Source organism: Microbacterium sp. CCH5-D1 (assembly GCF_001557335.1).
GTDB lineage: Bacteria > Actinomycetota > Actinomycetes > Actinomycetales > Microbacteriaceae > Microbacterium > Microbacterium oxydans.
Genome location: NZ_LSJW01000146.1, coordinates 1 through 25,974 on the forward strand (window position 1 = coordinate 1; position 25,974 = coordinate 25,974).

The 25,974-nt window shown below is 65.6% G+C and carries 20 protein-coding genes; 17 read left to right on the plus strand and 3 right to left on the minus strand.

Going from position 1 to position 25,974, the window contains the following annotated elements:
• From AX744_RS09070 to AX744_RS09085, 4 genes are all read left to right on the plus strand, one after another.
• Positions 1-1,381: family 4 glycosyl hydrolase (locus AX744_RS09070; RefSeq protein WP_231728771.1), on the plus strand; the 1,381-nt coding region annotated here is incomplete at its 5' end.
• Positions 1,378-3,168: an IlvD/Edd family dehydratase gene (locus AX744_RS09075; protein WP_082738462.1), complete on the plus strand. Its 1,791-nt coding sequence runs from the start codon at positions 1,378-1,380 to the stop codon at positions 3,166-3,168. The genes AX744_RS09070 and AX744_RS09075, both read left to right, overlap by 4 nt.
• Before the next feature lie 10 nt (positions 3,169-3,178).
• Positions 3,179-3,646, plus strand: a complete 468-nt coding sequence (locus AX744_RS09080; protein WP_061016431.1) for a hypothetical protein — start codon at positions 3,179-3,181, stop codon at positions 3,644-3,646.
• Positions 3,643-4,518: a 1-phosphofructokinase family hexose kinase gene (locus AX744_RS09085; RefSeq protein ID WP_061016433.1), complete on the plus strand. Its 876-nt coding sequence runs from the start codon at positions 3,643-3,645 to the stop codon at positions 4,516-4,518. Before AX744_RS09080 ends, AX744_RS09085 begins: the two co-directional genes overlap by 4 nt.
• Before the next feature lie 60 nt (positions 4,519-4,578).
• Here AX744_RS09085 and AX744_RS09090 read toward each other — a convergent pair whose 3' ends face one another.
• Positions 4,579-5,310 carry a FadR/GntR family transcriptional regulator gene (locus tag AX744_RS09090; protein ID WP_061016435.1) on the minus strand — a complete coding sequence of 244 codons (732 nt, stop codon included), beginning with the start codon at positions 5,308-5,310 and terminating at the stop codon, positions 4,579-4,581.
• Here AX744_RS09090 and AX744_RS09095 point away from each other — a divergent pair.
• The 3 genes from AX744_RS09095 (at position 5,291) to AX744_RS09105 (ending at position 9,235) form a co-directional block, all read left to right on the plus strand.
• A complete protein-coding gene (locus AX744_RS09095; protein WP_157543568.1) occupies positions 5,291-5,938 on the plus strand; it encodes a hypothetical protein in 648 nt (215 codons plus the stop codon). The genes AX744_RS09090 and AX744_RS09095 overlap by 20 nt on opposite strands.
• A 736-nt stretch (positions 5,939-6,674) precedes the next feature.
• The gene (locus AX744_RS09100; protein ID WP_082738466.1) at positions 6,675-7,682 is read left to right on the plus strand and encodes a glycosyl hydrolase; all 1,008 of its coding nucleotides are present in this window, start codon (positions 6,675-6,677) and stop codon (positions 7,680-7,682) included.
• Between the two features lie 44 nt (positions 7,683-7,726).
• Positions 7,727-9,235 (plus strand): carboxylesterase family protein, encoded by a 1,509-nt coding sequence (locus AX744_RS09105; RefSeq protein WP_082738467.1) that lies wholly within the window; start codon positions 7,727-7,729, stop codon positions 9,233-9,235.
• A gap of 9 nt (positions 9,236-9,244) precedes the next feature.
• Here the strand turns inward: AX744_RS09105 and AX744_RS09110 are convergent, their stop codons facing one another.
• Positions 9,245-10,465, minus strand: a complete 1,221-nt coding sequence (locus AX744_RS09110; RefSeq protein ID WP_197429198.1) for an ROK family transcriptional regulator — start codon at positions 10,463-10,465, stop codon at positions 9,245-9,247.
• Between the two features lie 108 nt (positions 10,466-10,573).
• Between AX744_RS09110 and AX744_RS09115 the strand changes: the two genes are divergently transcribed.
• The 7 genes from AX744_RS09115 (at position 10,574) to AX744_RS09145 (ending at position 21,017) form a co-directional block, all read left to right on the plus strand.
• Positions 10,574-11,410, plus strand: coding sequence for a LacI family DNA-binding transcriptional regulator (locus AX744_RS09115; protein WP_197429199.1), 837 nt, complete (start codon positions 10,574-10,576; stop codon positions 11,408-11,410).
• A 141-nt stretch (positions 11,411-11,551) separates the two neighbouring features.
• A complete protein-coding gene (locus AX744_RS09120) occupies positions 11,552-12,850 on the plus strand; it encodes an ABC transporter substrate-binding protein (protein ID WP_061016443.1) in 1,299 nt (432 codons plus the stop codon).
• Positions 12,851-12,918: 68 nt separating this feature from the next.
• Complete coding sequence (locus tag AX744_RS09125) at positions 12,919-13,875, plus strand: carbohydrate ABC transporter permease (protein ID WP_082738468.1); 957 nt, start codon at positions 12,919-12,921, stop codon at positions 13,873-13,875.
• Positions 13,872-14,795, plus strand: coding sequence for a carbohydrate ABC transporter permease (locus tag AX744_RS09130; protein ID WP_082738469.1), 924 nt, complete (start codon positions 13,872-13,874; stop codon positions 14,793-14,795). The genes AX744_RS09125 and AX744_RS09130 overlap by 4 nt, the downstream gene beginning before the upstream one ends.
• A complete protein-coding gene (locus AX744_RS09135) occupies positions 14,792-17,272 on the plus strand; it encodes a glycoside hydrolase family 2 protein (protein ID WP_231728772.1) in 2,481 nt (826 codons plus the stop codon). Before AX744_RS09130 ends, AX744_RS09135 begins: the two co-directional genes overlap by 4 nt.
• Positions 17,269-18,267 carry an ROK family protein gene (locus AX744_RS09140; protein WP_061016447.1) on the plus strand — a complete coding sequence of 333 codons (999 nt, stop codon included), beginning with the start codon at positions 17,269-17,271 and terminating at the stop codon, positions 18,265-18,267. The genes AX744_RS09135 and AX744_RS09140 overlap by 4 nt, the downstream gene beginning before the upstream one ends.
• Positions 18,264-21,017, plus strand: coding sequence for a CIA30 family protein (locus tag AX744_RS09145; RefSeq protein WP_061016449.1), 2,754 nt, complete (start codon positions 18,264-18,266; stop codon positions 21,015-21,017). Before AX744_RS09140 ends, AX744_RS09145 begins: the two co-directional genes overlap by 4 nt.
• Positions 21,018-21,575: 558 nt before the next feature.
• On the opposite strand, the gene AX744_RS09150 is transcribed toward AX744_RS09145, so the two are convergent.
• Entirely contained in the window at positions 21,576-21,770 is a 195-nt protein-coding gene (locus tag AX744_RS09150) for a hypothetical protein (RefSeq protein ID WP_061016451.1), read from the minus strand.
• Positions 21,771-21,881: 111 nt separating this feature from the next.
• Here AX744_RS09150 and AX744_RS09155 point away from each other — a divergent pair, with 111 nt between their 5' ends.
• The 3 genes from AX744_RS09155 to AX744_RS09165 all read left to right on the plus strand — a co-directional run bounded on the left by AX744_RS09155 (position 21,882) and on the right by AX744_RS09165 (position 25,778).
• A complete protein-coding gene (locus AX744_RS09155; protein WP_061016453.1) occupies positions 21,882-22,520 on the plus strand; it encodes a hypothetical protein in 639 nt (212 codons plus the stop codon).
• A 490-nt stretch (positions 22,521-23,010) separates the two neighbouring features.
• Positions 23,011-23,757, plus strand: coding sequence for a TnsA-like heteromeric transposase endonuclease subunit (locus tag AX744_RS09160; RefSeq protein WP_061016455.1), 747 nt, complete (start codon positions 23,011-23,013; stop codon positions 23,755-23,757).
• A gap of 14 nt (positions 23,758-23,771) precedes the next feature.
• Entirely contained in the window at positions 23,772-25,778 is a 2,007-nt protein-coding gene (locus AX744_RS09165) for a Mu transposase C-terminal domain-containing protein (RefSeq protein ID WP_197429200.1), read from the plus strand.
• The last annotated feature ends 196 nt before the right edge of the window (positions 25,779-25,974 follow it).

Below are 25,974 nucleotides of genomic sequence, written 5' to 3' on the forward strand. Positions count from 1 at the left end.
GATATCAACGATGAACACCACCGACCGCCGCGCCCTCGTCCTGATCGGGGCCGGATCCGCCGTCTTCACCCGGGGTCTGCTCGCGGACCTGATCAGCGCCGAGGACCTCGGCGCGTGGGAGATCCGCCTCGTGGACGTCGACGCCGTCGCACTCGGCGTCGCCGCGGATCTCGCCGAAGCCATGGTCGCTGCGCGCGGCGTGGAGGACAGCATCCGGATCGTGCGGTCCACCGACCGCCGCGCGGTGCTCCCCGGAGCCGACTTCATCGTGACCTGCGTCGGTGTAGGTGGCCGCCCCGCGTGGCAGCTCGACCACGAGATCGTGCAGAAGCACGGCATCCACCAGCCGGTCGGCGACTCGATCATGCCCGGTGGCATCTCCCGGCTGCTGCGCACCACCCCGGTACTGGTGGAGATCGCGCGTGACATCGCCGATCTGGCGCCCGAGGCGTTCTTCTTCAACTACTCCAACCCGATGACGGCGAACGTGCAGGCCATCCAGCAGCAGACCGGCCTCGACGTCGTCGGCCTCTGCCACGGAATGCACCACATCCAGCGTGAGCTCGCCCAGCTCATCGACGCGCCGTTCGAGGAGACGTCGACGCTGTACGCCGGCATCAACCACCTCACCTTCATCTATGACTTCCGTTGGAAGGGCAAGGATGCCTGGCCGCTGATCGCCGACCGCGTGCGGCGAGAACTCGCCGAGGCCCCGGACCCCGCCGACATCGGGAACATCTTCTACGAGAAGCCGACCGCCTGGCACAACCCGTTCGCCTGGGAGCTCTTCGAGCGTTACGGTGCGTTCGCGGCCGCCGGCGACCGGCACGTCGTGGAATTCTTCCCGGAACGTTTCCAGGACGGCGACTACTACGGCAAGAAGCTCGGCATCGACGCCTTCAGCCTTCCTGAGATCCTGGAGTGGGGAGAGAACCGCTACCAGGGCATGAAGCGGCAGGCGCTCGGCGAGGAGCCGCTCGACCAGTCGATCTTCGAGCGCTCCGGCGGCGAGCAGGAGCAGCTGATCGCGATCATCCGCTCGATCACCTTCGACTCCCGCGAGATGTTCAGCTGCAACGTCGTGAACAACGGCGCCGTCCCGGGCCTGCCCGACTGGTCGGCGGTGGAGATCCCCGGCGTCGCCACGGCCCGTGGCATCCGCCCGGTCTCGGTCCCCGACCTCGGCAAGCCGCTGACGGCGATCCTCGCCCGCCGGCTGACCTCGGTCGACCTCGCGGTGGAGGCGGCGCTGACCGGCGACCGCGACCTGGTCGTCGAGGCGATGATCGCCGACGGCGCCCTCTTCGACGCCGACCGCGCCACCGCCCTCGCCGACGACCTCATCGCGGCGCAGGCGCAGCACCTCCCGAGGTTCGCATGAGCGCCCAGAACCTCGGCTCGACGTCCGAGCCGTTCGAGAAGCTCGCACCGCAGGGCGAGCACGAGTGGGGCCAGGGACTGCGCAGCCAGCAGTGGTTCGGCGCCGAGGGCAAGACGGGTTTCATGCACCGGTCCTGGCTCCGCAGTGAGGGGCTCCCGGACGACTCGTTCCGTGGGCGGCCGATCATCGGCATCGCGAACTCGTGGAGCGAGCTGACCAGCTGCAACATCCACCTGCGGGCCCTCGCCGAGCACGTCAAGCGCGGTATCTGGCAGGCCGGCGGCGTGCCGTTCGAGTTCCCCACCACGTCGGCGGGCGAGCCGATCGTACGCCCGACAGCGATGCTGCTGCGCAACCTCATGGCGATGGACCTGGAGGAGACGCTCCGCTCGAATCCGCTCGACGGCGTCGTGCTCCTCGCCGGGTGTGACAAGACGACGCCCGCCTACCTGATGGGGGCGGCGTCCGTGGATATCCCGGCGCTGCTCATCACGGGCGGCCCGATGCTGAACGGCAAGCACCGTGGAGCGGACATCGGCTCCGGGACCTCGGTGTGGAAGTTCACGGAGGCGTATCGCGCGGGCCTCATCGACGAAACGGCCATCACCGAGGCGGAGGGCTGCATGGCCCGCAGTCAGGGCCACTGCCAGACCATGGGCACCGCTTCCACGCTGGCGTGCATCTCGGAGTACATGGGGATGCAGCTGCCCGGCACCGCATCGCTTCCGGCGAACGACTCCCGACGGGCCACCGCCGCGCACCTCGCCGGGCGCCGGATCGTGGAGATGGTCGCGGAGGACCTGCGGCCGTCGAAGATCCTCACGCGCCAGGCGTTCGAGAACGGTGTGCGTGCCAATGCCGCCCTCGGCGGATCCACCAACGCCGTTATCCATCTCCTCGCGCTCGCGCGTCGCGTCGGCGTGGAGCTCACGATCGACGACTTCGATACGCTGGTGCGCGATGTGCCGGTGCTGGCCGATCTGATGCCCAGCGGACGCTTCCTGATGGAGGACTTCGAGTACGCGGGCGGCACCGCCGGGTTCGCGGAGACGCTCGGCGGCCTCCTGCATCGCGACGCGCTGACCGTCACGGGGGCCACGCTGGGTGAGAACTACGCGGGCGCCGAGGTGTTCAACCGCGAGGTCATCCGTCCGCTCGACAACCCGGTGAAGCCCGTCGGATCCGGGATCGCCGTGCTGAAGGGAAACCTCGCTCCGCGCGGTGCCGTGATCAAGCAGTCGGCCGCGGCGCCCGAGCTCATGCAGCACACCGGCCGTGCGCTGGTGTGGGATTCGCTGGGCGCGTATCTCGCCGATGCGGAGGATCCGGATCTCGACGTGACGCCCGACGACATCCTGGTCGTCCGCAACGTCGGCCCCAAGGGATACCCGGGAATGCCGGAGGTCGGGAACCTCGCGCTGCCGCGGAAGATCCTCGAAGCGGGGGTGACCGACATGGTGCGGATCTCGGATGCACGGATGAGCGGGACATCGTACGGAACAGTGGTCCTGCACGTCGTCCCGGAGGCCGCCGCCGGCGGACCGCTGGCGTTGATCCGCACCGGCGACACCGTGACCCTCGACGTCGCCGGACGCTCGCTGCACATGCACGTCGGTGAGGAGGAACTCGCAGAGCGTCGGGCGCAGTGGCGTCCGCCCGTGGTGCCGAACAGCGACCGCGGGTGGACACGTCTCTACATCGAGCATGTGACCCAGGCTGATGAGGGACTCGATCTGGACTTCCTGCAGGGGCGCTCCGGTGCCTCCGTGGGCCCGCAGGCGTTCTAGGTTGGAGCGCATGGGTCCGATTTTGATCGTCGGCGCCTCGGGTGTCCTGGCGCCGGCGGCGGCGGCCCTCGTGGCTCGCGGGGAGCAGGTCACCGGCATCGCCCGGCATCGCCCGATGCCGATCGGCGTCGAGGAGCTGTGCATCGACGCCACGGATGCGGACGCGGTGCGCAGCGCCATCGGGGACCGCCGCTGGCCTGTGATCGTCGTCTACGTGCGGGCGGTCGGTCCCGAATCCCTGTCCGTGCTGGAGGCGGCGGCGGAGAGGATGGTGCTGGTGCGCACCTCGGACGCGGTCGCCCCGGCGCTCGGAGAGCCGTTCGTCCCCCGCGATGTCCTCCAGCTGGGTTGGACGTCCGGCCCCGATGCGTCGCGATGGCACACGGCGACCGAGATCTCCGCGGCCGCGATCGAGGTGCTGGACACCGGAGAGGCGCGGACTCTCGGCGCGATCCGTCCCTGGGAGCGGCGCCCATGATCCGCGTGCTCGCGCTGTCTCCTGCGCTGGACATCACCTACGAGATCGAGGCGCTCGATCGCGGAGGGATCAACCGTCCGCTCGCGACGACTGCGGTGGCGGGTGGGAAGTCCCTCAACATGGCGAGGGCGGCACGGGCCCTCGGCGCCGATGTGCACGCGATCGTCGCACTCGGCGGTCTGAACGGTGAACGGGTGCATCGGCTGCTCGAAGCCGACAGGGTGGCGATGACCGTGGTCGAGCTCGCAGCCGAGACCCGCACCTGCTTCTCCCTGGTGGAGGCCGACGGCGGAGCGACGAGCACCGATGTCTACGAGGTGGCGACCGGGTTCGCCTCCGAGGAGTGGGCGAGCTATGCGGCGACGGTCCGTGAAGCCGCCCCGACGGCGTGGACGGCCGTGTCGGGAAGCGTCCCGACCGGCGTTCCCGGGACGGAACTGGCCCTGCTCCTCGCGGCGGCGCGCACGAACGGCACCCGGGTCGCTCTCGACACATCGGGTCCGGAGCTCGTCCGCCTCGCGCGGGAGTGCGACCTGATCAAGATCAATCGCGTCGAGGTCAGTGAGCTGATCGGTGATGACGTGGTCGACGCTGCGGCCGGCTGCGCCGCGCTCCATGACCTGTTCGGTGTCGATGCGGTGGTCACGGACGGCGTGAACGGTGGTGCCGCGCTGTCTGCGGGCACGCTCATCCGGCTCGATGCTCCCGAGATCGTCGGCCGCTTTCCGGCCGGCAGCGGCGATTCCTTCTTCGGAGGGCTGCTGCACGGCCTCGACAGCGGGATGACCCTCGAAAACGCTCTGGGGATCGCCCGCAACGCCGCCGAGCGCAATGCGCGCGTCCCCGGACAGGCGGTTCTCGCCGCTCTCTAGGCGCGCTGCCTCTCCAGGCGCGTTGCTCAGAGGCTTCCGGCAACGGCTCGCGGGTTCGGCTCAGCTGCGACGGAGTGCTTCGTCGATCACGTCCTCGAGGCCCACGTCGTCGCCGAATCCGGTCGTCTGCCCACCGAGGGACTGAAACGGCCGGTCGAGGGTGTCGCCGTACATGTCCATCTCGATGGCGATGTACTTGGCGAAGATCGACGCAGCCTTCGCACCGTCGCGAGCGGTCAGGGCGTCGAGCATCTCGCGGTGGAACGGCGTCATCGCGGCGAAGATGCGGGCATCGTGGAAGCTGATGAACGAGGCCTCGTACAGCAGGGGCGCGATCGCTCCGAACATCATCTCGATGACCGGATTGTGCGCGGCTTTGGCGATGAGGGCGAGATAGGCGATGTCGCTGCGCGATTTGTCGATGAGATTGCCGGCCCTGTCGAGGGACGAGAGTGCACTCCCGATGCGCTCCAGGTTCACCTCCGTCGCGCGGTCGGCGGCGAGCTCGGCCGCCTGGCGCATGATCATCGACAGGGCTTCCAGCAGCTGTCGGAACGTCGCCGAGCGATGCCGGCCGGCGGCATCCAGCGGACGAGCCCAGTCGAGGGCGCTCATCTCGCGGAGGTAGGCGCCACTGCCCTGCGCCACGTAGATCACGCCGCGTTCGCGCAGGCGCTGCATGACCTCTCGGACGACAGGGCGGGAGACGGAATAGCGCTCGGCGAGCACCCGTTCGGAGGGGAGGCGCGTCCCGGGCTCGTAGTCTCCGCCGGTGAGCGACTCGGTGAGCATGCGGAGGAGCTCATCTCTGCCCATCGGCCGGTGCGGCGACTTCTTCTCGTGCAACCTCGAGAAGCTGGAACAACTTCTTGACGCCCGATCCGCTGAGTTCGTTGCCCCGCGCCTAGAGGCGTTCGGAGACGCTTCGGCGGTGCTCGCGCGTTCCGACGCGGAGATCGCCCTGCTGGAGAAGGTGCTCCGTCAATGGGACGTCGTGAGGGACCTAGAGTTCAATCGTGCCGAGGTCGAGGCGGCAGTAGCGTCCGATATCGAGCGACGCAAAGAACTAGATGCGATGCTCGGTCGACGCAGAGCAGATGTCATCGAGGAGTTGACCGAGGAGTTTCGTCGTCTCATTTCACGGTTCGGCATCCCCGGAATCACAGAGGCGCACATCGAGCCGAAGAGCTACCTGCCACACTGCAATGGCGTGCGTTGGGACAACCTCAATACAGGCGGCATCGCCACCTCCCTGACGTGTGCCTACATGATTGCCCTGATGTCTGTGGCCCTCCGACGCGCAGACACCTCCTATCCTGGGCTGCTGATCTTGGACACGCCGAGGAAGTCGATCGGTAACCAGAATGCCCAGATTCTGGATGGTCTGTACCGTGAGTTGGACAGCTTGGCACAGGCCTAACCCGATCGACTGCAAGTGATTGTTGCCGACAACAATCCACCGAAGACTATTTCTCAGAACTGGCACGTCGAGGCATTTGACTATGACAGGCCGGCCGTACGCACGGTTGAGCACCCGGGACAGACGAACGTCACGGTGCTGAGTGAGCAAGCTCCAGATGACTGGGAGCTCGTCGGAGCGGGCAGTTAGTCGCCAGTGGTAGAGGGCGTCCGATCGCCGATCTGCGCGTGAGCGCTACGAGGATCGCCGGGAGTTTTCGTGGTGCATTTCGGTGCAGGAGCTCCCGTCAGCAGTTGTGAGCGGGTGTGCTCTCCTGATCGATGTTTCCTCGTTTACGAGAAGAAATGAGTGCTGACGTGCGGTACGGGCGCCCGCACAATGGGTTCAAATCCCACTGTCACCGCCATGGAAACCCCCTCTCGCGAGGGGGTTTTTCCGTATCCGAGGGCGGGCGTGGTGCATTTCTGGTGCGCGTTTCGGAGGGTGAGGAGTTGGAAGCTCGCGGCTCCTCCGACCTCATGATTGCGATCTGGGTCAATCCTGCCGTCACCGCGAAGGCCCCGGCTTCCTCCGGAACGCGACGGAGGAGCTTTTTCGCCGTGGTTGCACCGAAGCCGAAGCCCCCCCCCCGCATGACTTTAATAAATTTATGATCTAACTGCTTGACGGCGAGTGCTCGGGAGGGGAGTCTGGTTCCGCCGCCGCTTCAACGAGGAAGCGCGGAAAGGAGACGAAGATGAGATTCCCTACTCGGATGGCTCGGATGACCCTGGGTGCCGCGCTCGTGCTCGGCCTGATCGCCACTGCGGTCGGCCAGCCAGCGCCTGCTGAAGCGTTCACTCTGAAGAGCAAGGCGTCGGTCCTGCAATACCTCCGCGCCATCACTGGCTCGAACATCGTGTCGGGTCAGCACAACAAGGAACCGGCCAGCGCGCCCGCCCAGTACACGCAACAGGTCAAAGACATCACCGGTCAGTACCCCGGACTGTGGGGAGGGGACCTGATGTTCCGATCGCAGGACGCGGCGAACCGTCAGCGTGTGATCGACCAGGCCAAGACGGAGTGGGCGAACGGCTCGCTCGTCACCCTCGCCTGGCATGCCTGCTCGCCCACGGGTCCATCGACCTGCGAGTTCGAGGGCGGCGTGAAGACGCAGATCACGAACACGCAGTTCACGCAGATCGTGACCGGAGGCACCGCGTTGAACAACACGTGGCGTCAGCGCATGGCCGAGGTCGTCCCCTACCTCCGTCAGCTCAAGGATGCCGGCGTGCCGGTGCTCTTCCGGCCATTCCACGAGATGAACGAGACCTGGAACTGGTGGGGTGGGCGCCCGGGCGCGAACGGCGGAGCGAAGATCTTCCAGCAGATGCGCGACTACTTCGACGCGCAGGGCCTCGACAACCTGATCTGGGTCTGGAACGTCCAGGACAATCCCGCCGGCGGATGGGCAAACTACTACCCGGGTGCCTCATACGTGGACGTCGTCTCGCTCGACGCCTGGTACAAGAACTACCCGAGTGCGGCCGACTATCAGCAGTTACAGACGATCGCGGGGACGAAGCCGATCGCGATCGCCGAGATGGGCAAGGTGCCCGACGCGAATTTCCTGCAATCTCAGACGCGCTGGTCGTACTTCATGATCTGGTCGGAGCAGTTGCGTGGCAACAACTCGAACACGGAGATCCAGAACACGTACTTCCACCCCAGGGTCCTGAATCAGGGCGAGGTGGTGCTCCCGTAGGGGGGGGCGGCGGGAGAGAGAAAGACGATCTCGGAAGAGGCGGTATGCAGGAATTCGCAACATCGAGGGGCCGAGTCCAAGGCGCGCGCGTGCACACCCCGGACGGCGACGCCATCGCAGTGCTTGGCGTGCCGACGGCGACGGTGCCTGACCGCTTTCGGCCCGCCGCGCCGGCCGACCGTTGGACAGGACTCCGTGCGAGTGCGCAGGGTCCTCTCTCGTGGCAGGGCGCCGGTTCGGCCGGCGCCCTGCCCATGAGCGAACAGGACTGCCTGACTGCGAACGTCTGGCTGCCGGTGACGCAGTCCGACCCGCGCGCCGTGCTGGTCTGGGTGCACGGCGGAGCGCACCTTGTGGGCTCGAACGGCGATCCGCTCTGCGACGGTGCGCGTCTCGCGGCCGCCCAAGATCTGATCGTCGCGGCGATCAGCTACCGCCTGGGCGCGTTCGGCCACCTTCGTCTTGACCATCTGCTCGGTGACGACTACGCGGACGCCGGCAACCTCGCGCTCGGGGACGTCCTCTCTGGGATCACATGGGTTCGCGATGAGATCGCGGCGTTCGGAGGAGACCCTTCACGGATCACGGTCATGGGGCAGTCGGCCGGCGGCGCGATCGTCTCGTTCCTGCTCGCGGAGAGCGACGACGAGACGCCATTCCAGCGGGTCATCATCGAGAGTGCTCCGGCGGAGCGAGCACACACTCCCGATCGGGCCGCTCAGGTCACCGCGGAGCTACTTTACGAAATCGGCGGAAGAGGTGCGGATCCGCGGGATCTGCTGCGAGCACCGGCGCCGGAGATCATCGCAGCCCAGCAGCGCGTCGTCGAGAGATGGCAGGGGGCGCTGCGCGGACCCGCCACCCCGTTCCGTCCGATCATCGACGGTCGCTTCGTGCATGGCCTGCCGAGGCGGCGGATCGCTGACGGGTGCGGCATCGCGATCGACGCACTCATCGGCACCGCTCGAAACGAGGCGAGTGCATCAGTGGACCTGATGCATCTCGCAGCACATGACGCTCTGCCCGCGCTCGAGTCCGAACTCGAGAGCATGGGGCGAGGGGGCGAAGCGGGTTCGTACATCGCGGCGTGCGCTGAGGATGACCATCGGACGCTCACCTCGGCCGAGGTGCTCGAGTCGCTGGTGACCGACCGACACTACCGCGGTCCGACGAATCGGCTCCTCGAGGCGCGTCGGCGTACCGGATCCCGCACATTCGCCTATCTGTTCGCGTGGCCGCGACCCGACACGGCATCCTGGTCGCGCCGAGCCGGGCATTCGCTCGAGCTGCCGTTCGTCTTCCGCCATCTCGATGACAGCGCGGTAGCGGTTGAGGAGGTCGGCGACGCACCGCCCCGGGGACTCAGCGAGAGCATGAGCGCACTGTGGGCCAGCTTCGTGCGCGCCGGAAGCCCTTATGCGGCGAGTGTCGGCCAGTGGCCGCCGTTTGCTGAGGACCGCGCCACACTCGTACTCGATGAGCAGATCGATGTGGTCCACGACCCGTTTGCCGGTCGTCGCCGTTGGGCATCTTCACGCGACGTCGACAGGTAGTCAGCCGCATCAGCCGAGTGAAGGTCCGTGTCCGGGGGCGATCGTGCCCTGCAGTACGAGCGAGGCCGCGCCGATCGCCGCTGTGTCTCGAGGATTCGCCGACAGCTCCACCAGGATCGGATGTGCACGTCGCGCGAAGAAGCTCTGCTCGAGCCGTGAGCGGATCGTCCGTGTGTAGAGCGAGCCCGCCACCGCCATCCCCGGCCCGGCAAGGACGAGGCGGTCGAGATCGAGAAGGTTGGCCAGGGTCACCGTGGCCGAGGCGATGTGATCGGCGGATCGCTGCAACAGGCCGAGGGCCGTGGCGTGTCCGCTTATCGCCGCGCGGGCGAGTTGATCGAAGTCCCTGCCGAGCGTTTCCGGGTCGAATCCGAGGCGGAGATCGCTGAGAGCTCCGCGCACGTCGTGCGCGGCCTGCATGACGGCCTCCGGCGCGGCGTAGCGCTCGAGGCATCCGCGGTTTCCGCAGTGGCACGGGATTCCGTCGGCATCGATGCTGATGTGTCCCAGCTCGCCGGCGTTCGAGCTGGAGCCTCGGTAGAGGGCGCTGTCGAGCACCATGCCTGCGCCGATTCCCGTGCCCATGTAGATGCAGGCGAACGACTCCGTCCGCGACACCTGTCGACTCCAGAACTCGCCGACGGCGGCGGCCGCCGCGTCGTTGTCGACGATGACGGGGGCGTCGATGGCTGACTGGAGCGCTTGCTTGAGCGGGAACTCGTCCCATCGCGAGAGCGTCGGCGGTCCGAGGAGCACTCCGCCAACCTGCGCGATAGGGCCGGGTGCGACGACGGCGACCCCAGCGATCGAGGAGGGAAGAAGGTCGACTGCGTCCACGAAACCGCGATAGAGCGTGGCGATCCTGGCGGTGACCTCGTCGGGCGGTGCTGATCCGGCTCCATTGACGAGCTGACGTCCCACCACCCCGCCCCGCACATCGGTGGCGACCAGCGTGATCGATTCGAAGCCGAGTTGGATCCCGATCCCGTACTTGGCACTCGCGTTGATCTCGAGCAGAGTGCGTGGCTTGCCGCCCTGCGACGCTGTGCGCCCCGACTCTCTGACCAGACCGGCCTCGATGAGGCGGCGCACGATGTTCGACACGGACGGCTGCGTGAGCCCGGTCGCCTGAGTCAGCTCGGTTCTGCTGATCGGCCCTGCCGATCTGATCAGGTCGACGATGAGCGCCTGGCTGCCGGGGCCGGACTGTATCGACTCGCGCCGGGCCATCTGTGTCTCCTGATCATCGAGCGCGTACTGTGAGGGGCGCACACGACGATCCGATCACGAAAGGTCGCCCACCCGATGGGTCCCGATTTCGAACAGACTATCGCGCAGGTGCGGCCCATCGGCCTCACACTGTTCCGCGCCTCCGAGATCTACGGCGCCGAGCCGTTCTACCACGAGCTGATCGCCGGAATCGATCGTGTGGTCCGGCCCGCAGGTCTTTCAGTGCTGCTGCGCGTGCTCGCCACACGCGAGGAGGAGATCCTGCAGCTGGAGCGATGGCAGCGAGAGCATGTCGTCAGCGCGTTCATCCTGGTCGACGTCGTCGACGATGACGAGCGCGTGTCTTTCGCTGAGCGCAGCAGCATTCCCGCGATCGTGATCGGGGCACCTGCCTCGGCCAAGGCTCTCCCGGCCGTGTGGACGAACGATGCGCTCACGATGCGCGAGGCCGTCGACCGCCTCGTCGCGAGTGGGCATCGTCGCCTCGCACATGTCACCGGCCCCATCGAACTGACGCATACCGAATCCCGCGTCGAGGCTTTCGCGGCTCTCGTCGATGCGCTCGACCTCGACGCCGTCAGCCTCACCGGCGACTACTCGCGAACCTCGGGTTTCGAGGCCATGAACATCCTGTTGGCGAGCGAGGGGCGGCCCTCTGCCGTGATCTTCGACAGTGACCTCATGGCGCTGGGTGGACTCGACGCGGCACAGCAGGCCGGGCTTCGCATACCCGAGGACATTTCCGTCGTGGCATGGGATGACTCGGCGCAATGCCAGCTCTCGGAGCCACCCCTCTCCGCCCTGAGCCACGATGTGCAGCGCATCGGCGAGATCGCCGGGGAGGAGCTGCTGGAACTGCTCGCCGGCCGGCCGGCGCAGACTCGCGAAGCTCCCCACGCGGTGTTCATCGAGCGCGCGACGTCGGGACCCGCGCCGATCGAGTGACCGATTGGTGCCGACTCCGCCGACATCAATCTGTTACATAAATTAATAATCTTAAGTCTTGACTCTGATGTCTCCGCCAGCGATGCTGGATGCCGAGCGACGAGGCAACCCGGCCCTTCGTCCGCGAACGAAGGAGTTCTCATGAACCGGAAACCGATCCTCGGTCTCGCCGCGATGACGGCGGTCGGCGCGATCGTCCTCGCTGGATGCTCGGGCGGAGCGAGCAACGACGACGGTGAGCCGTCGGGCGAGATCACGGTCCTGACCAACCGCACCGACCTCGTCGACACGACCTTCAAGGAGTACGCGAAGACGTTCGAAGAGGAGTATCCGGGTACGACGGTGAAGTTCGAAGCGCTCACCGACTATGAGGGCGACACGAAGATCCGCCTCAACTCGCAGGACTACGGCGACGTGCTTCTCATCCCGAGCTCGAACGTGACGAAAGACCAGTACGCGAACTTCTTCGAGCCGCTGGGCACGGTCGAAGAGCAGTCTGAGACCTACCGCTTCGCGAATGAGGCATCGTTCGATGGCACGGTGTACGGCGTGTCCACGTTCGGTTCGGCGATGGGCTATGTGTTCAACCGGGATGTCTGGACGGAGGCGGGCATCACCGAGCCGCCGGCGACTCAAGAGGAATACCTTGACGCCCTCGAGAAGATCAAGGCGACGGGCTCGATCCCGTACTACACGAACTACAAGGACGGCTGGCCGCTCGCGACTCTGGAAGGCAACCTGGGCGCGACCCAGGGGCCCGAGGTCCGCTCCGAGATGATCGAGACGGACGACCCATGGTCGGAAGGCAACGACCAGTACAACATCGACGGGCTGCTCTTCGACACTGTGGCAGCAGGGCTCAGCGAACCCGACCCGACGACCACCAACTGGGAGGAGTCGAAGAACCTCCTCGCATCCGGTGAGATCAGCTCGATGGTCCTCGGCTCCTGGGCGGTGTCGCAGATGCAGGATGCTGCCGAGAAAGCCGGCGAGTCGCGCGATGTCATCGGCTTCTGGCCGATGCCCTGGAAGACCGACGACGGCTTCACGTCGGTGACCGCGTCCGACAAGTTCCTGGCGATCAGCAAGCACTCGGACAACAAGGCGACGGCCAAAGCGTGGATCGACTGGTTCACGAACGAGTCCGGATTCGCCGCAAGTCAGGGAGCGATCAGTCCGGTCATCAGCGATCCCGCGCCGGACACTCTCGCGGACTTCGCCGACCTCGGAGTCACCTACCTGGAGCTCGCGCCCGATCCCGTCGGCAAGGAGGCCGTGATCAACGACATCGCCAACGAGGCCGAGATCGACCTCTTCGGCAACACCTACCGGCAGAAGCTCATCGATGTCGCGCGCGGAGCCGCGGACGGAGACAAGGAGAGCGTATTCGCTGATCTCAACGAGCGCTGGGCCGCGGCGCGGGCTGCCGTCGCCGAGTAATCCCCAGGTCGTCCGGCTCCGATTCCCCCGGAGCCGGACGGCCATCCTCACCGAAGAGAGCAGACATCATGGCAATCGGACAGGGAACGTCGCCCGCCACGAGGGCGTTGGTGACGACCCGACCTCGCAAGGGCCGCGAACAACAACCCCTGCGAGCGAGGAGACAGAGCGCAGGGTTCACGCCATGGCTCTTTCTGGTGGTGCCCCTCGCCTTTCTGGTCGTGCTCACCTACGTGCCGGTGGCGAACATGCTCTGGTACAGCCTCACGTCGTGGGATGGGCTCGAGCCGCAGAAGGACTTCGTCGGGATCGACAACTTCGTGCAGATCTTCACGAAGCCCGAGATCTTCCAGGTGTTCTTCGTCAGCCTCTATTACCTGGTCGGGGCTGTCGCCCAACTCGTGCTCGCGCTGTACCTCGCCACGCTCCTGAGCTTCCGCACACGCTTCAAGAACCTCTTCAAGGGCGTCATCTTCTTCCCCTACCTGATCAACGGGGTCGCGATCGGGCTGGTGTTCCTCTACTTCCTCCGCCCTGGCGGCACCCTCGACGCGCTTCTCGTCGCCGTCGGGATCCAGGACCCGCCTCAGTGGCTGGGCGACCCCTCGTTCGTCAACGCCTCCCTCGCGGCCACGTCGGTCTGGCGCTACATGGGGCTCAACTTCGTACTCTTCCTCGGTGCGATCCAGTCCGTGCCGGCAGAACAGTACGAAGCCGCCGACATCGACGGGGCGAACTCGTGGCATAAGTTCCGCTTCATCATCCTCCCGAGCATCCGTCGCATCCTCGGGCTGTCCTTCATCCTCGCGATCGCCGGCGCGCTGTCGGCGTTCGAGATGCCGTACATCATGACCGGCGGTGCGAACGGGTCGGAGACCTTCGTGATCCAGACGGTCAACACGGCGTTCAAATTTTCGAAGGTGGGCCTCGCGTCGGCGATGGCGGTCGTGCTCCTGGTGATCGTCCTTATCATCACGTTCGTCCAACGTCGGGTCTTCCCCGATGAGAAGGGAGGCGAGTCATGACCGTGACCGCAGTCCGCACGCAGGGCGCGCCGCCCGAGCCCTCGTCCTCGCGCGAATCTCGAGCGCGCCGACGCGCGAGCACCCACCGACGCGGAGCCGCAGCGCTGACGGCGACGACCCTGAAGTACGCATCGCTCATCATCGCGAGTCTCTTCGCCGTCGTGCCGCTGGTGACCATCTTCATGCTCGCCTTCAAGACCGACCGGGAACAGCGAACGACCGGACCGCTGACCCCGCCGTCGAACTGGTTCAACCTCGACAACTTCGTCGTCGCCTTCGACCAGGGCGGTATGGTCACCGGATTCCTGAACACCGCGATCATCCTGCTGGTCTCAGTGACGGGGACGATTCTGATCGGCACGATGGCGGCCTACGCTCTGGACCGCTTTCGCTTCCGGGGTCGCAAGCTCGTGATCGCGCTATTCCTGCTCGCGACCCTCGTGCCGTCCGTGACGACGCAGGTGGCCACTTTTCAGGTCGTCTCCGCGCTCGATCTCTTCAACACACGTGGCGCGGCGATCCTGCTGTTCATGGGCACCGACATCGTCGCGATCTACATCTTCCTGCAGTTCATGCAGTCGATCCCGATCTCACTCGATGAGGCGGCGATGCTCGATGGCGCGAACCGCTTCACGGTGTACTGGCGCATCATCCTCCCGTTGTTGAAGCCCGCCGTCGCCACCGTGGTGATCATCAAGGGCATCGCCATCTACAACGAGTTCTACATTCCCTTCCTCTATATGCCCTCGCAGGATCTGGGGGTGATCTCCACGTCGCTGTTCCGTTTCATGGGTCCGTTCGGTGCGCAGTGGCAGATCATCGCGGCCGGCACCGTGCTCGTCATCATTCCGACGCTCGTCGCCTTCCTCTTCCTGCAGCGATACATCTACAACGGCCTGACATCTGGAGCAACCAAGTGAGCATCACCGACATCACCACCGCCCGTCCATCGACCACCCGTGCGCTGCATGAGGGGTGGAGTCTGCGCGCCACGGGAGGTGCGGTTCCTGCGTCCTTCTCCGGTCTGAGCGTCCCGGCGACCGTCCCGGGCCTGGTCCACACAGATCTTCTCGACGCCGGGCTGATCCCGGATCCTTTCCTCGACCGCAACGAGCACCTGGTGACCTGGATCGGCTCCACTGACTGGGAGTATCGCACCGCGTTCGACTGGACGCCTGACGGGCACGATCGCCACGACCTCGTCTTCGAAGGACTCGACACCGTCGCGACCGTCACACTGAACGGCAGCGTCGTGGCTGAGACGCGCAACCAGCACCGCACCTACCGCCTCGATGTCGATGCGCTCCTTCGGGAGGGGGAGAACGAGCTCGTCGTGCACTTCGGCTCGCCCGTCGCAGCCGCCGATCGTGCGAGCCTCGAGATCGGGTATCGGCCGCATACCTACTTCCACCCCTTCAACGCCATCCGCAAGGCCGCCTGCAACTTCGGGTGGGACTGGGGTCTCGACGCCGCATCGGCAGGGCTCTGGAAGCCGGTCAGCCTGCACGCGTGGTCGGGGGCACGTCTCGCGTCCGTGCGTCCGGTCGTCACGGTGGACGGTGACGACCGTCGCGTGGCGGTGCACGTCGAGGTGGAGCGCGCAGGCGATGCCGACGTGACCCTGGCTGCGGCGGTCGCCGGGGTGACCGGCCGCGTCGAACTCGGTGCCGACGAGACCATCGCCGTCGTGGACCTCGCCGTCCCCGACGCTGAGCTCTGGTGGCCGCGTGGTTTCGGTGAGCAACCCCTTTACGACCTCGCTGTGACGCTCGAGCAGGGTGGCGAACACATCGCGGACTGGACGCGTCGCATCGGGTTCCGCACCGTCGAGGTCGAGTTGGAACCGGACGCCGAAGGCACGTCCTTCCGCTTCGTCGTGAACGGTGAGGCCGTGTGGGTGCGAGGGGCGAACTGGATTCCCGACGACGCCTTCGTGACCCGAGTCGATCGTGCTCGTCTGTCGCGCCGCCTCGACCAGGCGGAGTTCGCGAACATGAATCTGCTCCGGATCTGGGGCGGCGGCTACTACGAGTCGGATGACTTCTACGAGCTGTGCGATGAGCGCGGCATCATGGTCTGGCAGGACTTCCTCTTCGCCTGTGCGGCGTATGCCGAAGAGGAGCCGCTGTGGAGTGAGGTCGAGGCCGAGGCCCGCGACAACATCACGCGGATCATGCCGCATCCGAGCATGGTGCTGTGGAATGGCAACAACGAGAACATCTGGGGTTTCGAGGAGTGGGGCTGGGAGAAGCGCGTGCAGGGCCGCACCTGGGGAATGGGGTACTACCTCGACCTCCTGCCTCGTCTCGTCGCCGAACTCGATCCGGCTGGGAACTACACCGCGGGGAGCCCGTGGTCGGGAACGCCCGAGATCCCCGCGAACGATCCTGATCACGGCTCGGTGCACCTGTGGGAGCTGTGGAACCGTGTCGACTACCCGGCCTATCGTGACGTCTCGCCCCGGTTCGTCGCCGAATTCGGATGGCAGGGGCCTGCCACCTGGTCGACGATCGAACGGGCGATCTCGGACTCGCCTTTGACGCCCGAATCGCCGGGGATGATCCATCACCAGAAGGCGACAGATGGCAATGACAAGCTCACCGATGGGCTCGTCGCGCACCTGCCGCTTCCGGATGACACCGAAGACTGGCACTGGGCCATGTCGCTCAATCAGGCCAACGCCGTGACCGTCGCCATCGAGCACTTCCGCTCGCTGAGCCCGCGGTGCATGGGATCCGTCGTCTGGCAGCTCAACGACTGCTGGCCGGTGACATCGTGGGCGGCTGTCGACGGGGATGAGCACGCGAAGCCCCTGCTGTACGCGCTTCGACACGTCTATGCGGATCGCCTGGTCACCGTGCAGCCGCGCGGCGAAGGACTCGTCGTGGCGGTGCTCAACGACAGCCCCGACGCCCTGGCGGAGGATCTGATCATCCGGCGACTGCGGTTCGACGGGACGGAGCTGGCATCGGCGACGATCCCGCTCGACCTCGATCGTCGTTCCTCCGTCACCGTCGACATCCCTCCGGGGGTGGCGACCGTGTCGTCCCACGCGGATGAGGTGATCGTGGCCACGGTCGGCACCGAGCGGGGGTTCTGGTACTACGCGGAAGCGCGTGACTCCAGCCTTCCGGCGCCGGCGTTCACGACCGATGCACAGCCCTGCGAAGACGGGTACACGGTCACTGTCACGGCCGAGGTGTTCCTGCGGGATCTGGCTCTGCTCGTCGACAAGGTCGACCCTGCAGCCGTTGTCGACGACCAGCTCGTGACGATGCTGCCTGGCGAGACTGTCACGTTCCAGGTGCGCACCAGCGCGACGCTTGATCCCGCCGCTCTGGTGTCGACTCGCGTGCTGCGCACGGCGAACCAGTTGGTCGCGGACTGGGCGCGATGAGCATCATCTCAGATTCCCCGAGGTCGATCGCGCTGGCGATCGACCTCGGGGGCACCAAGGTCGAGGCGGCGCTCGTCGACTCGGAGGGCGCGATCCTGCCTGGCAGTCTCCACCGCGAACCGACGGGGTCGGGAGCTGGCCGGCGCGAGCTCGAAGAGTCGATCGACCGCGCCGTGCGCGCATCGATCGAGCGGATGCCGGAGACGTCTGCACTGGTCGGAGTCGGGGTCGGGTCGGCCGGCCCCATCGACCTGGGCCGTGGGACGGCGAGTCCGAAGAACCTGCCGGAGCTGCACGGGTTCGACTTCGCAACTCACCTGGGTCGGCTGGTCCCCGGTCTGCCCGTCGTCATGCGTCTGGACGGCACCTGCATCGCCCTCGCCGAGCACTGGCTGGGGGCGACCCGTGGCGCAGCGCACTCGATGGCGATGATCGTCTCCACCGGAATCGGCGGCGGGATCATCCTCCACGATCGGCTCATCTCCGGGCGCAGCGGCAACGCCGGGCATATCGGACAGGTGCAGATCGCCACGCGTACCGTGTCGGACTCCGCTGACGACGTCACGCTCGAACGGATCGCGTCCGGGCCGCGCAGCGTTGCCTGGGCGCAGGCGAACGGGTGGTTCGGCGGCACGGGGGAGGAATTGGCCGCAGACGCAGCCCGCGGAGAACCGGTCGCGCGCGCCGCGATCATCCGCTCAGCGACGGCCGTCGGCCAGGCGATCGCCAGTGCGGCGACGCTGCTCGACCTCGAGATTGTCGCCGTCGGCGGGGGATTCACCGCGGTCAGCACCGACTACCTCGAGCTCGTCCGTCGCGCGGTGCAGGACGCGATCGTCTTCGACTACGCCGCCGACGTGATCGTCACCGGCTCGGCACTCGACGGAGCCGGCCCGATCCTCGGCGCCGCCGCACTGATCCACCGGGCGGATGCGCTCGGCAGCACCATTCCCGAACCTCTGCACGACCCCAGACGAAGGAGCCTGGCTCGATGAACCGACGCACCCCCCGCCCTCGAAGCACCGGTGGCCGCCGACTCTCGGCGGGTATTCTCGCCGTCACGGTGGCCGCAGCGCTGCTGCCGGCGGCTGCCGCCCCGGCCTCGGCAGCGCCTGAAGACTGGACCTCGCTCAACAGCACCTTCGTGCAGCGCGACGGCAGTCGGCTCGTGCTCGATGGTGACACATTCCGCTTCAGTGGGCCGAACATCTACTGGCTGGGGCTGGACGAGAACGTGGGCGGTGTGGATTACCCGACCGCGTTCCGTATCGCCGACACTCTCGATGCCGCCGCACGGATGGGGTCGACGGTCGTCCGCACGCACATGATGACCTCGACCGGCCAGGACGGCGCGAACCCGCTGGCGATCATGCCGACCATCGGGGAGATCAACGAGGAGGCATTCGCGACGATCGACTTCGCGATCGCGTACGCCGGCACGCTCGGCATCCGCTTGATCCTGCCGCTCACCGACGAGTGGGAGTACTACCACGGAGGACACCGTGACTTCACGGCACCCTTCGGGCTGGCACCAGCCGACTTCTACACCGACGATCGAGCGATCGGCGCCTATCAGGACTACGTCGACACCATCCTCCAGCGCACCAACGCGCTCACCGGCATCCGGTATGTGGACGATCCGACCATCATGGCGTGGGAACTCGGAAACGAGTTGGAGGGGATGACGGCGCCTTGGATCGACCAGCAAGTTGCGTTCATCAAGGAGCGCGCCCCGCAGCAGCTCGTCGCCGCCGGCCGTCGGTTCGACATCGATCCGGACACACTCGCCGCCCCTGGACTCGACATCGTCGATGTGCACTACTACCCGCCGACGGCCTCGCGCGTGTCTGCGGATGCCGCTACGGTGGCGGCCGCTGGGAAGGTATATGTCGGCGGGGAGTATGCCTCGACCGCTGCCAGCACCGCGCTGCTCGATCCGTTGGTGGAGGATCCGAACGTGACGGGCATGCTGTTCTGGTCGCTGTTCGGCAATAACGACAGGGGTGGCCTCGTACCCCACGACGACGGCTTCACCCTCCATGCGCCCGGCGCCACCGACGCGGAGCGAGCTCGAGTGTCGGCGATCTCCGCGTATGCGGCCGCGGTCGGTGGTTCATCTGTGCAACCCGCCATCGGCACGCCCCTGATCGTCGCGATCGACCGGGTGGACGGGATCAATACGGTGGCGTGGCGTGGCGCGGGAGGCGCCTCGTCCTACCGGCTGGAGCGGTCCACCGACGGAGTCGCCTGGGCGCAGGTCGATACCGCAGCCCTTGGTGCGGATGCGGGATCGGCAACGGACTTCGTGTCGCCATCCGGCGCGATCTACCGGGTCGTCGCCGTCGATGCCTCGGTCGTGGATGCGACGGTGTCGGAGCCGGTGGCGACCGAGGCCGACACCCGAGTGCTCGTCGATCCGCTGGAGTCCTGGCTCCTGACCGAGTCGCATGAGAACGTGACCATCGATCCCCGTGCGGGCGGCACCAGCGTCGTCGCAGCCGGCGGCGGCGACGCGACCATCACCTGGAAGCAGGATCGCCTGACCGCCGCGAGCTTCATCATCTCCGGGGAGGTCGTCGTGGAGTCGAGTGCGGATGCCGTGAGCTGGACGACGGCGTCGACGCAGACGGGCGATGGAGTGCTGACGGCACGTGACCTCGTCGGCCCCTACCTCCGAGTGAGCTTGGCGGGTGACGCGAGCATCTCGCGAGCCACGATCTGGTCGGCTGTCGATGCGCCGAACGGGCCGCCTGCGGCATTCGGATTGATCGCCCCGGCGGCAGGCAGCATTGATGTGACGGCTACCCCCACGTTCGAGTGGGAGGCTGCATCGGGCGCGGCCTACTACCGCTTCACCCTCGCGAAGTCAGCTGATCTCGCCAGCCCCCTGTTCGTCGCGGACGGAATTCAGGCGACGACGGTCAGGCCGGATGTCGAACTGGAGCCGGGGGAGCGGTACTGGTGGTCTGTGGTGGCCATCAACGGAGTAGGGTCCACCGCGTCGTCTGGGGGATCCGCCGACTTCGCCATGAAGTCCTTGCCGAGCGATCCGCTCGTCGTCGAGGACTTCGAATCCTATGCCGATGACGCTGCCCTCGCCGCGACGTACGTGCGCAACACCGGCGGCGGCGCGATCACTCTGTCGCTTGCAGCAAACCCTGAAACGGGCTCTCAGGCGATGGTCGCCGCCTACGACCTCGGCGGTCCCGGCTACGCGGGCGTCGTGCGAACGTTCACCGAGCCTCAGGACTGGTGGGGGTACGCCGGACTCGAGTTCTGGGTCGAGGGCACACCTGGCGACGCCGTGACCGTCCAGTTCGTTGCGCAGGGCTCCTATTGGGAGACTCTCGCCCCCGTCGAGGGTGACGGGTGGCAGCGCGTGGAGATCCCCTTCTCCGATTTCGCAGCTCCGGCATGGGCGCCCGACGCCGCCTTCGATCCGACCTCTGTGACGCAGCTGGGGTTCTACCTCGGAGGTGAGGGAGCCGGCGAACTTCGCGTAGACGATGTGGTCACCGTCGTGCAGGCAGTGGACCCGGATCCAGAGGAGGCACCTGGGCCTGAGAATCCTGGCACCGGCGAATCTTCGGGCGGCGGGGGAGGCGCTGATGGATCCGGGGCAGGGAACGGCGGCGAAGGCTTGGCAAGCACAGGAGGGGCTGTCGGGCCGTGGGTGTTCGTAGGGTTAATCATCCTTGCCCTCGGAGGAGCACTCCTCGTGCGGGGGCGTCTGCGGAGGAGCTGACGGAGACGCACGCTGACGTTGACGGCCGCCCCCGATCCAGTGGGGGTGGCAGTCAATGCTCTCTCGTCCGCGCTCCTCTTTCGGGCGACGGCGACACGACTCCGAAGTGTGAAGCGTGGATCTATGCCGGCGAGCACATGTTTCGGATCAGCGAGGAGTCGCGGCGCTGCGCATTGCCGGACAGTTGGGACAACGGGTCTTATCGTGGCCAACGGGCCAGACGTTGAAGTGGTGGGCTGCGGACCTTCGAACGAGCCGGGGCTGATCCGGATAGCGGCGATAGATGGACCTACCGGAACCGAAGGGCCAGGCGTTGAAGTGAGCGGGCGACGACAGCGGTCGGTCGAGATGGGCTGCGCAGATAGTCGCGTCGAGTGATCCGTGAAGAACGGAGCTGGCGATCTATTACGTGCGTGAGTCGGCGATGCTATGGTCGGCACCGTCACTCAGTAGGCCCACGGGCAGACTTTGCCGGGGTCCGACCGCGTGATCGGAGGTGCCATAGATGATGGGTGCGAGCAAGCTGGCCTTGATCGTCTTCAAGACGTTCGGCGCGGTCTAGAGCTCATTCACGCCGCTGCTCTCGCAGAGCGGAAAGGCCGGGTCTTCGCGACGGAAGAGACACTCTCGCTTATAGACCATCTCCGCGTGCCGTCGTGCCGTCGTGCCGTAGTTGACGCAGCGCAGGTCGCTCACCCGCTCCAGCTTGTCGCAGGTGAATTGAAGGGTTTCGGGGTCATTGAGAGCACCCATGCGATTCGATCGACGCATACTTTTGCACTGTGACCGGCGCAAAGACGATTCGCCGGCGCTACAGTCGTCCTGAGTCGCGTTGCCACGCGTCGCCGCGGAGAGGAGTTTCCGATGTCAGTTCCAGTTCGTCCGCTGACGATCGTAAGCGCTGTCGACGAGCTTCTATCGTCGATCGATTCTGATGGGTGCGGGATTGAGGTCGCGACGGCGTTGCGGCAGAAAGCCGCTCAACTCTTGCGACAAGTGCGTCCGTTCTCTCCAGGGCTAACATCGCAACAGCGTAGGTACCTAGTAGAGTCTGGCGACTTCACGCCTGAGGAGTTTGCCGAGACGGAGGAAAGGGTTGCGCGAGGAGAGCTTCGCGAGATGGAGCAGCGCACTTCGCTGAATGCCGTCGCGGCAAGTTACGGCGAATCCGAGGTTGCTGCACGGCTCGAGATCCCTCGGGAAGAGGTCCGGAGGCTGCACAGGGAGGGCAAGTTATACGCCTTCGATGCGGCGGGAGTCACCGTGTATCCCCGGTGGCAGTTCACGGACGAGACCTCAGACGGCTTGCTCCCGAATCTCGCTCATCTCCTCGAGTCTTTTCTGCCCGACGAGCGTCATCCCGCGAGCCTGCAAGGGTTCATGACCGTTCCGAAGGACGACCTCCTGTTTCACGGCGAGTGGCAGAGCCCGGTTCAATGGTTGTTGCATGGTGGCAGCCCCGATCTGATTGACGACATCCTCGAGGGTGCGCGGTGGCGCTAACGGAGCTCTTCACTGTTGGTCTTGAGATCGGGTGACGCGTTTTGCTACTCGCCGGGCGCCTGGAGAGATCTCGAAGGTCGGTGCTAGTTCTTTGCGGTGATCCGCCTGCGCCGACATCTCTCAATGGTCCCCGAATGGGATTGATGAAGCGCAGTGGCCCAGGGCTAAGCGGGGAGTAACAGTGCAGCCTCTTCACGCCCTGCCGTCCGCACACAAGGTTGGCTGAGTTCGACGACACGCCGCGAAAAACAATATTTCGCTGATTATTCGGCAAGAAATCGTACGTCCACTCCGAGACGAACGTAATACCCGTTTTCCCGCCGTGGAGGAGCAGCCTTGCCTGAAACAAGCCAGTGCGAGCGTACCAACGGAGGGCTGCTCATGAACAGGACCCAGGCATGGCGTTGAAGTGCAACGGCAGTTACGGAGCGGCGGCTTCGCAGTTGCTCTGTGGAGGAGAGCGCACCGCCGATTCTTCCACCGGTGAGCGATGAAGAGCCTGAAAGCGTTCGCCCTCCCGGCCTCCGGTAAGCCCGGGATTCCCGCCGTGAGTTGGGTAGATGCGAATCGGGTTCTGCATACGCAGCGACCCTCGACTGAGTTCGGCCGGGAGGACATGAGTTTCAACCTCCGCGCACGCCGGCCAGCCTCTTTCCCGTTGCGACGCAACATCGAGGGGTATTACTGGTTCAGTCAGTTGCGTAAGCACGTCTGGCACGAGTCGATGGAAGAGTACTCGGCGCTGATGTTCCTTGATCACGTCGCCGACGTCGTTGGCATTGCTGCGCAGCCAATGCGAATCGATTTCGGCAACGGGCTCTGGCATTTCCCCGACTTCTTCTCGGCGTACGCCTCAGGGCACCGGGAACTCATCAACGTTCGACCGGCGGATCTTATCAAGCCTGCCACGGTGCGCCAGTTCGCGGCCACCGATGCATTTTGCGCAGAAGTTGGGTGGGGTCATCGAGTGATCACGGGCTTGACAGCGATCGAACGACACAACCTCGAGTGGCTCGCCCCGTATCGTCACCCGCGTCATGCACCGTCACCAGAGTGGAAGCGCGAACTGGAGGACACAGCTATGGGATCGATCGCCTTCGGAAGGTTGTGGAGTCTGAGTCGAAAACGGGGACCGGCAGCTCTCGCGGGTGTCTATCACCTGCTGTGGCGACGGAGCCTGTTGTTCGATTCCACTCGTCGTTTCACGTTCTCTAGCCAGATTTGGAAGGTGAGTTGATGAGATCGCCAACGGTGGCAATCAGTGACCTCGTCATGGTCGACTCCGTGGAACATGAGGTTCTCGACGTGGGGCTGAAAGGCATCACGCTGAAGAACCTGCAGACCTTCGAGGTGAGTGTGGTGACGCGAGCCGTGATGGCTGACCTTCTTCCGGTTCGCCCTGACATCGGCGCGTTCATGGCGCCCGAACTCGACAGGGCGTCCGACGAACAGCTGGCGGCTGCTCGAACACTAGCCGCGCACATCGAAGAGGTGCTAACGGGCAAGCACCCCGACCATGAGGAACTCGACCCCCTCTTCGCGCTGAGTGTCCCAATGGGAGAAAAGGACGCTGCGAAGGCGAGACAGCTAACTCGTGCAGGATTCAGGATGAGCGCGCGAACCTTCAGGCGCAAACGGGAGGACTACACCGGGCACCCATCGGGCCGCAACTTAGGTGCGCTCCTTGACGGCCGCTCAGTCCGGATCACCGACCCTTGGGCGTCTATACCCGACGACTACATCGCCGCGATCACGGATGAGATCCGTGAAGGCGTCGATAACTCGACGACGACGTCGAGACCGACCCGGATCGCAGTGATCGAGCGCGTTGAGGCAATGCACCCGACGGAAACCGTGGTTCATCCGAACAACAAGACACTCAACAGATGGATCAAGCTGGTCGATCGTGATCGTATGTTGTCCCGCTCAGCGAGACAACGCCACTCGATCGGCAAACGGCCGAAGTGGGTCTGGCGGAGCCGACCAGCGATCGCTCCCGGCCATGAAGTCCAGATCGACTCTTCGAAGTTCGATGTGATGTGCAGGACCAAGAACGGATCTACTTCGCGGGGGACCCTTGTCGCGATGATCGACAAGCGAACTCGGACGGTCCTTGCGACCGGCGTCTACGTCTCGGCGAACAAGGGGATCGACCTCGCACATCTTCTCGCGAGAGCCTTGCGACCGAGGAGCGCACGCCAGAGCCGATTCCGGTTGCCATCCCTTGACCTTCCACGGATGCCGTGGATGAAGCATCTTGGTGAAAGCGAACTGCAGGACCTCGACACCCGCGTGCCGTTCATCTTTCCCGAGAGAATCATGGTCGACAACGGAGCGGACTACCGGTCCGAGGTCTTTCGCTCCGCGTGCGCGTACTTCGGAATCAGCTTGTCGTTCGCGCCGTCGGGCAGCCCCACCTACAAGGCAGTCGTGGAGCACTTCTTCGACGTCGTTTCTTCCCTCTTCGCTGAACGGCTTCCGGGATACATTGCGCGGGAGTCAGCGCATCGGCGTCGGCGGGATCCTGACCCTGCGACGCTTCTCACGATCGATGAACTCGCGGACCTTTTCGAGGAGTGGGTGACCGTGGTGTGGCAGAACCGTCCGAATGGTGGTCTCCGCGATCCCCACGATCGACGGCGATCGCTCAGCCCCAATGCTGCGTACCTCGCGGCCATGGATGTGAGCGACCCCGTGTCTTTGCCGATCACGGGGGAGCAGTACCTTTCACTTCTTCCCGTCCAGTACCGGAAGATCCGTGCCGATGGCATCGAACTCGGCACCTATCGCTACGACAGTGAGGAACTCGCGTTGTTGCGAGGCAGGCCCTCCGGTGACCGGCGCCACAACGATAAATGGGAGGTTCGCCACGACGAGTGGGACCTTTCGGCCGTGTGGGTGCACGACACCTCAAAGGACCGATGGATCGAGTGTGAACGAATAGACGGCGACGCCCGCGACGCCCCCTTCGGAGAACACGTGCGCAAAAGGACACGAAGGATCCTGAGGCAAGTGCCGATCATCGACGATGAAGCCGCGTCGAACTTGATCCCCGCTATCGTTGCCGCTCTGCCCGAAAGTCGCACCGCAGCCGACGCAGAGGCGGAACGACGCGATCGTGCAATGGAGGAGCGTCGTCGTTCCGGAGCGCCAGAGAGACACCGCCTGTTCGACGAGGAGCAGTTACTCGAACGGCGCTTCGACGTCGATGACTTTATTCCGATGGACGTGTTCGATCCGGCTCAAGGTGCGCGATGAGTGCATTTGGCGCGGCCGACGCATACGAGCTCGTCGAGATGCTCGACGGGATGCGCGAGTCCGCATCACGGAAGGCGACGACCCGTCCGCTACCCGACACGGTCGATTTTGACGATCAACGCCTCCGACACATCAGCTCGGACTTTATCGGCTCTTCGCAGTTGAGGGTGTAGCCCGGGACCGCCGGCTGGTTCGC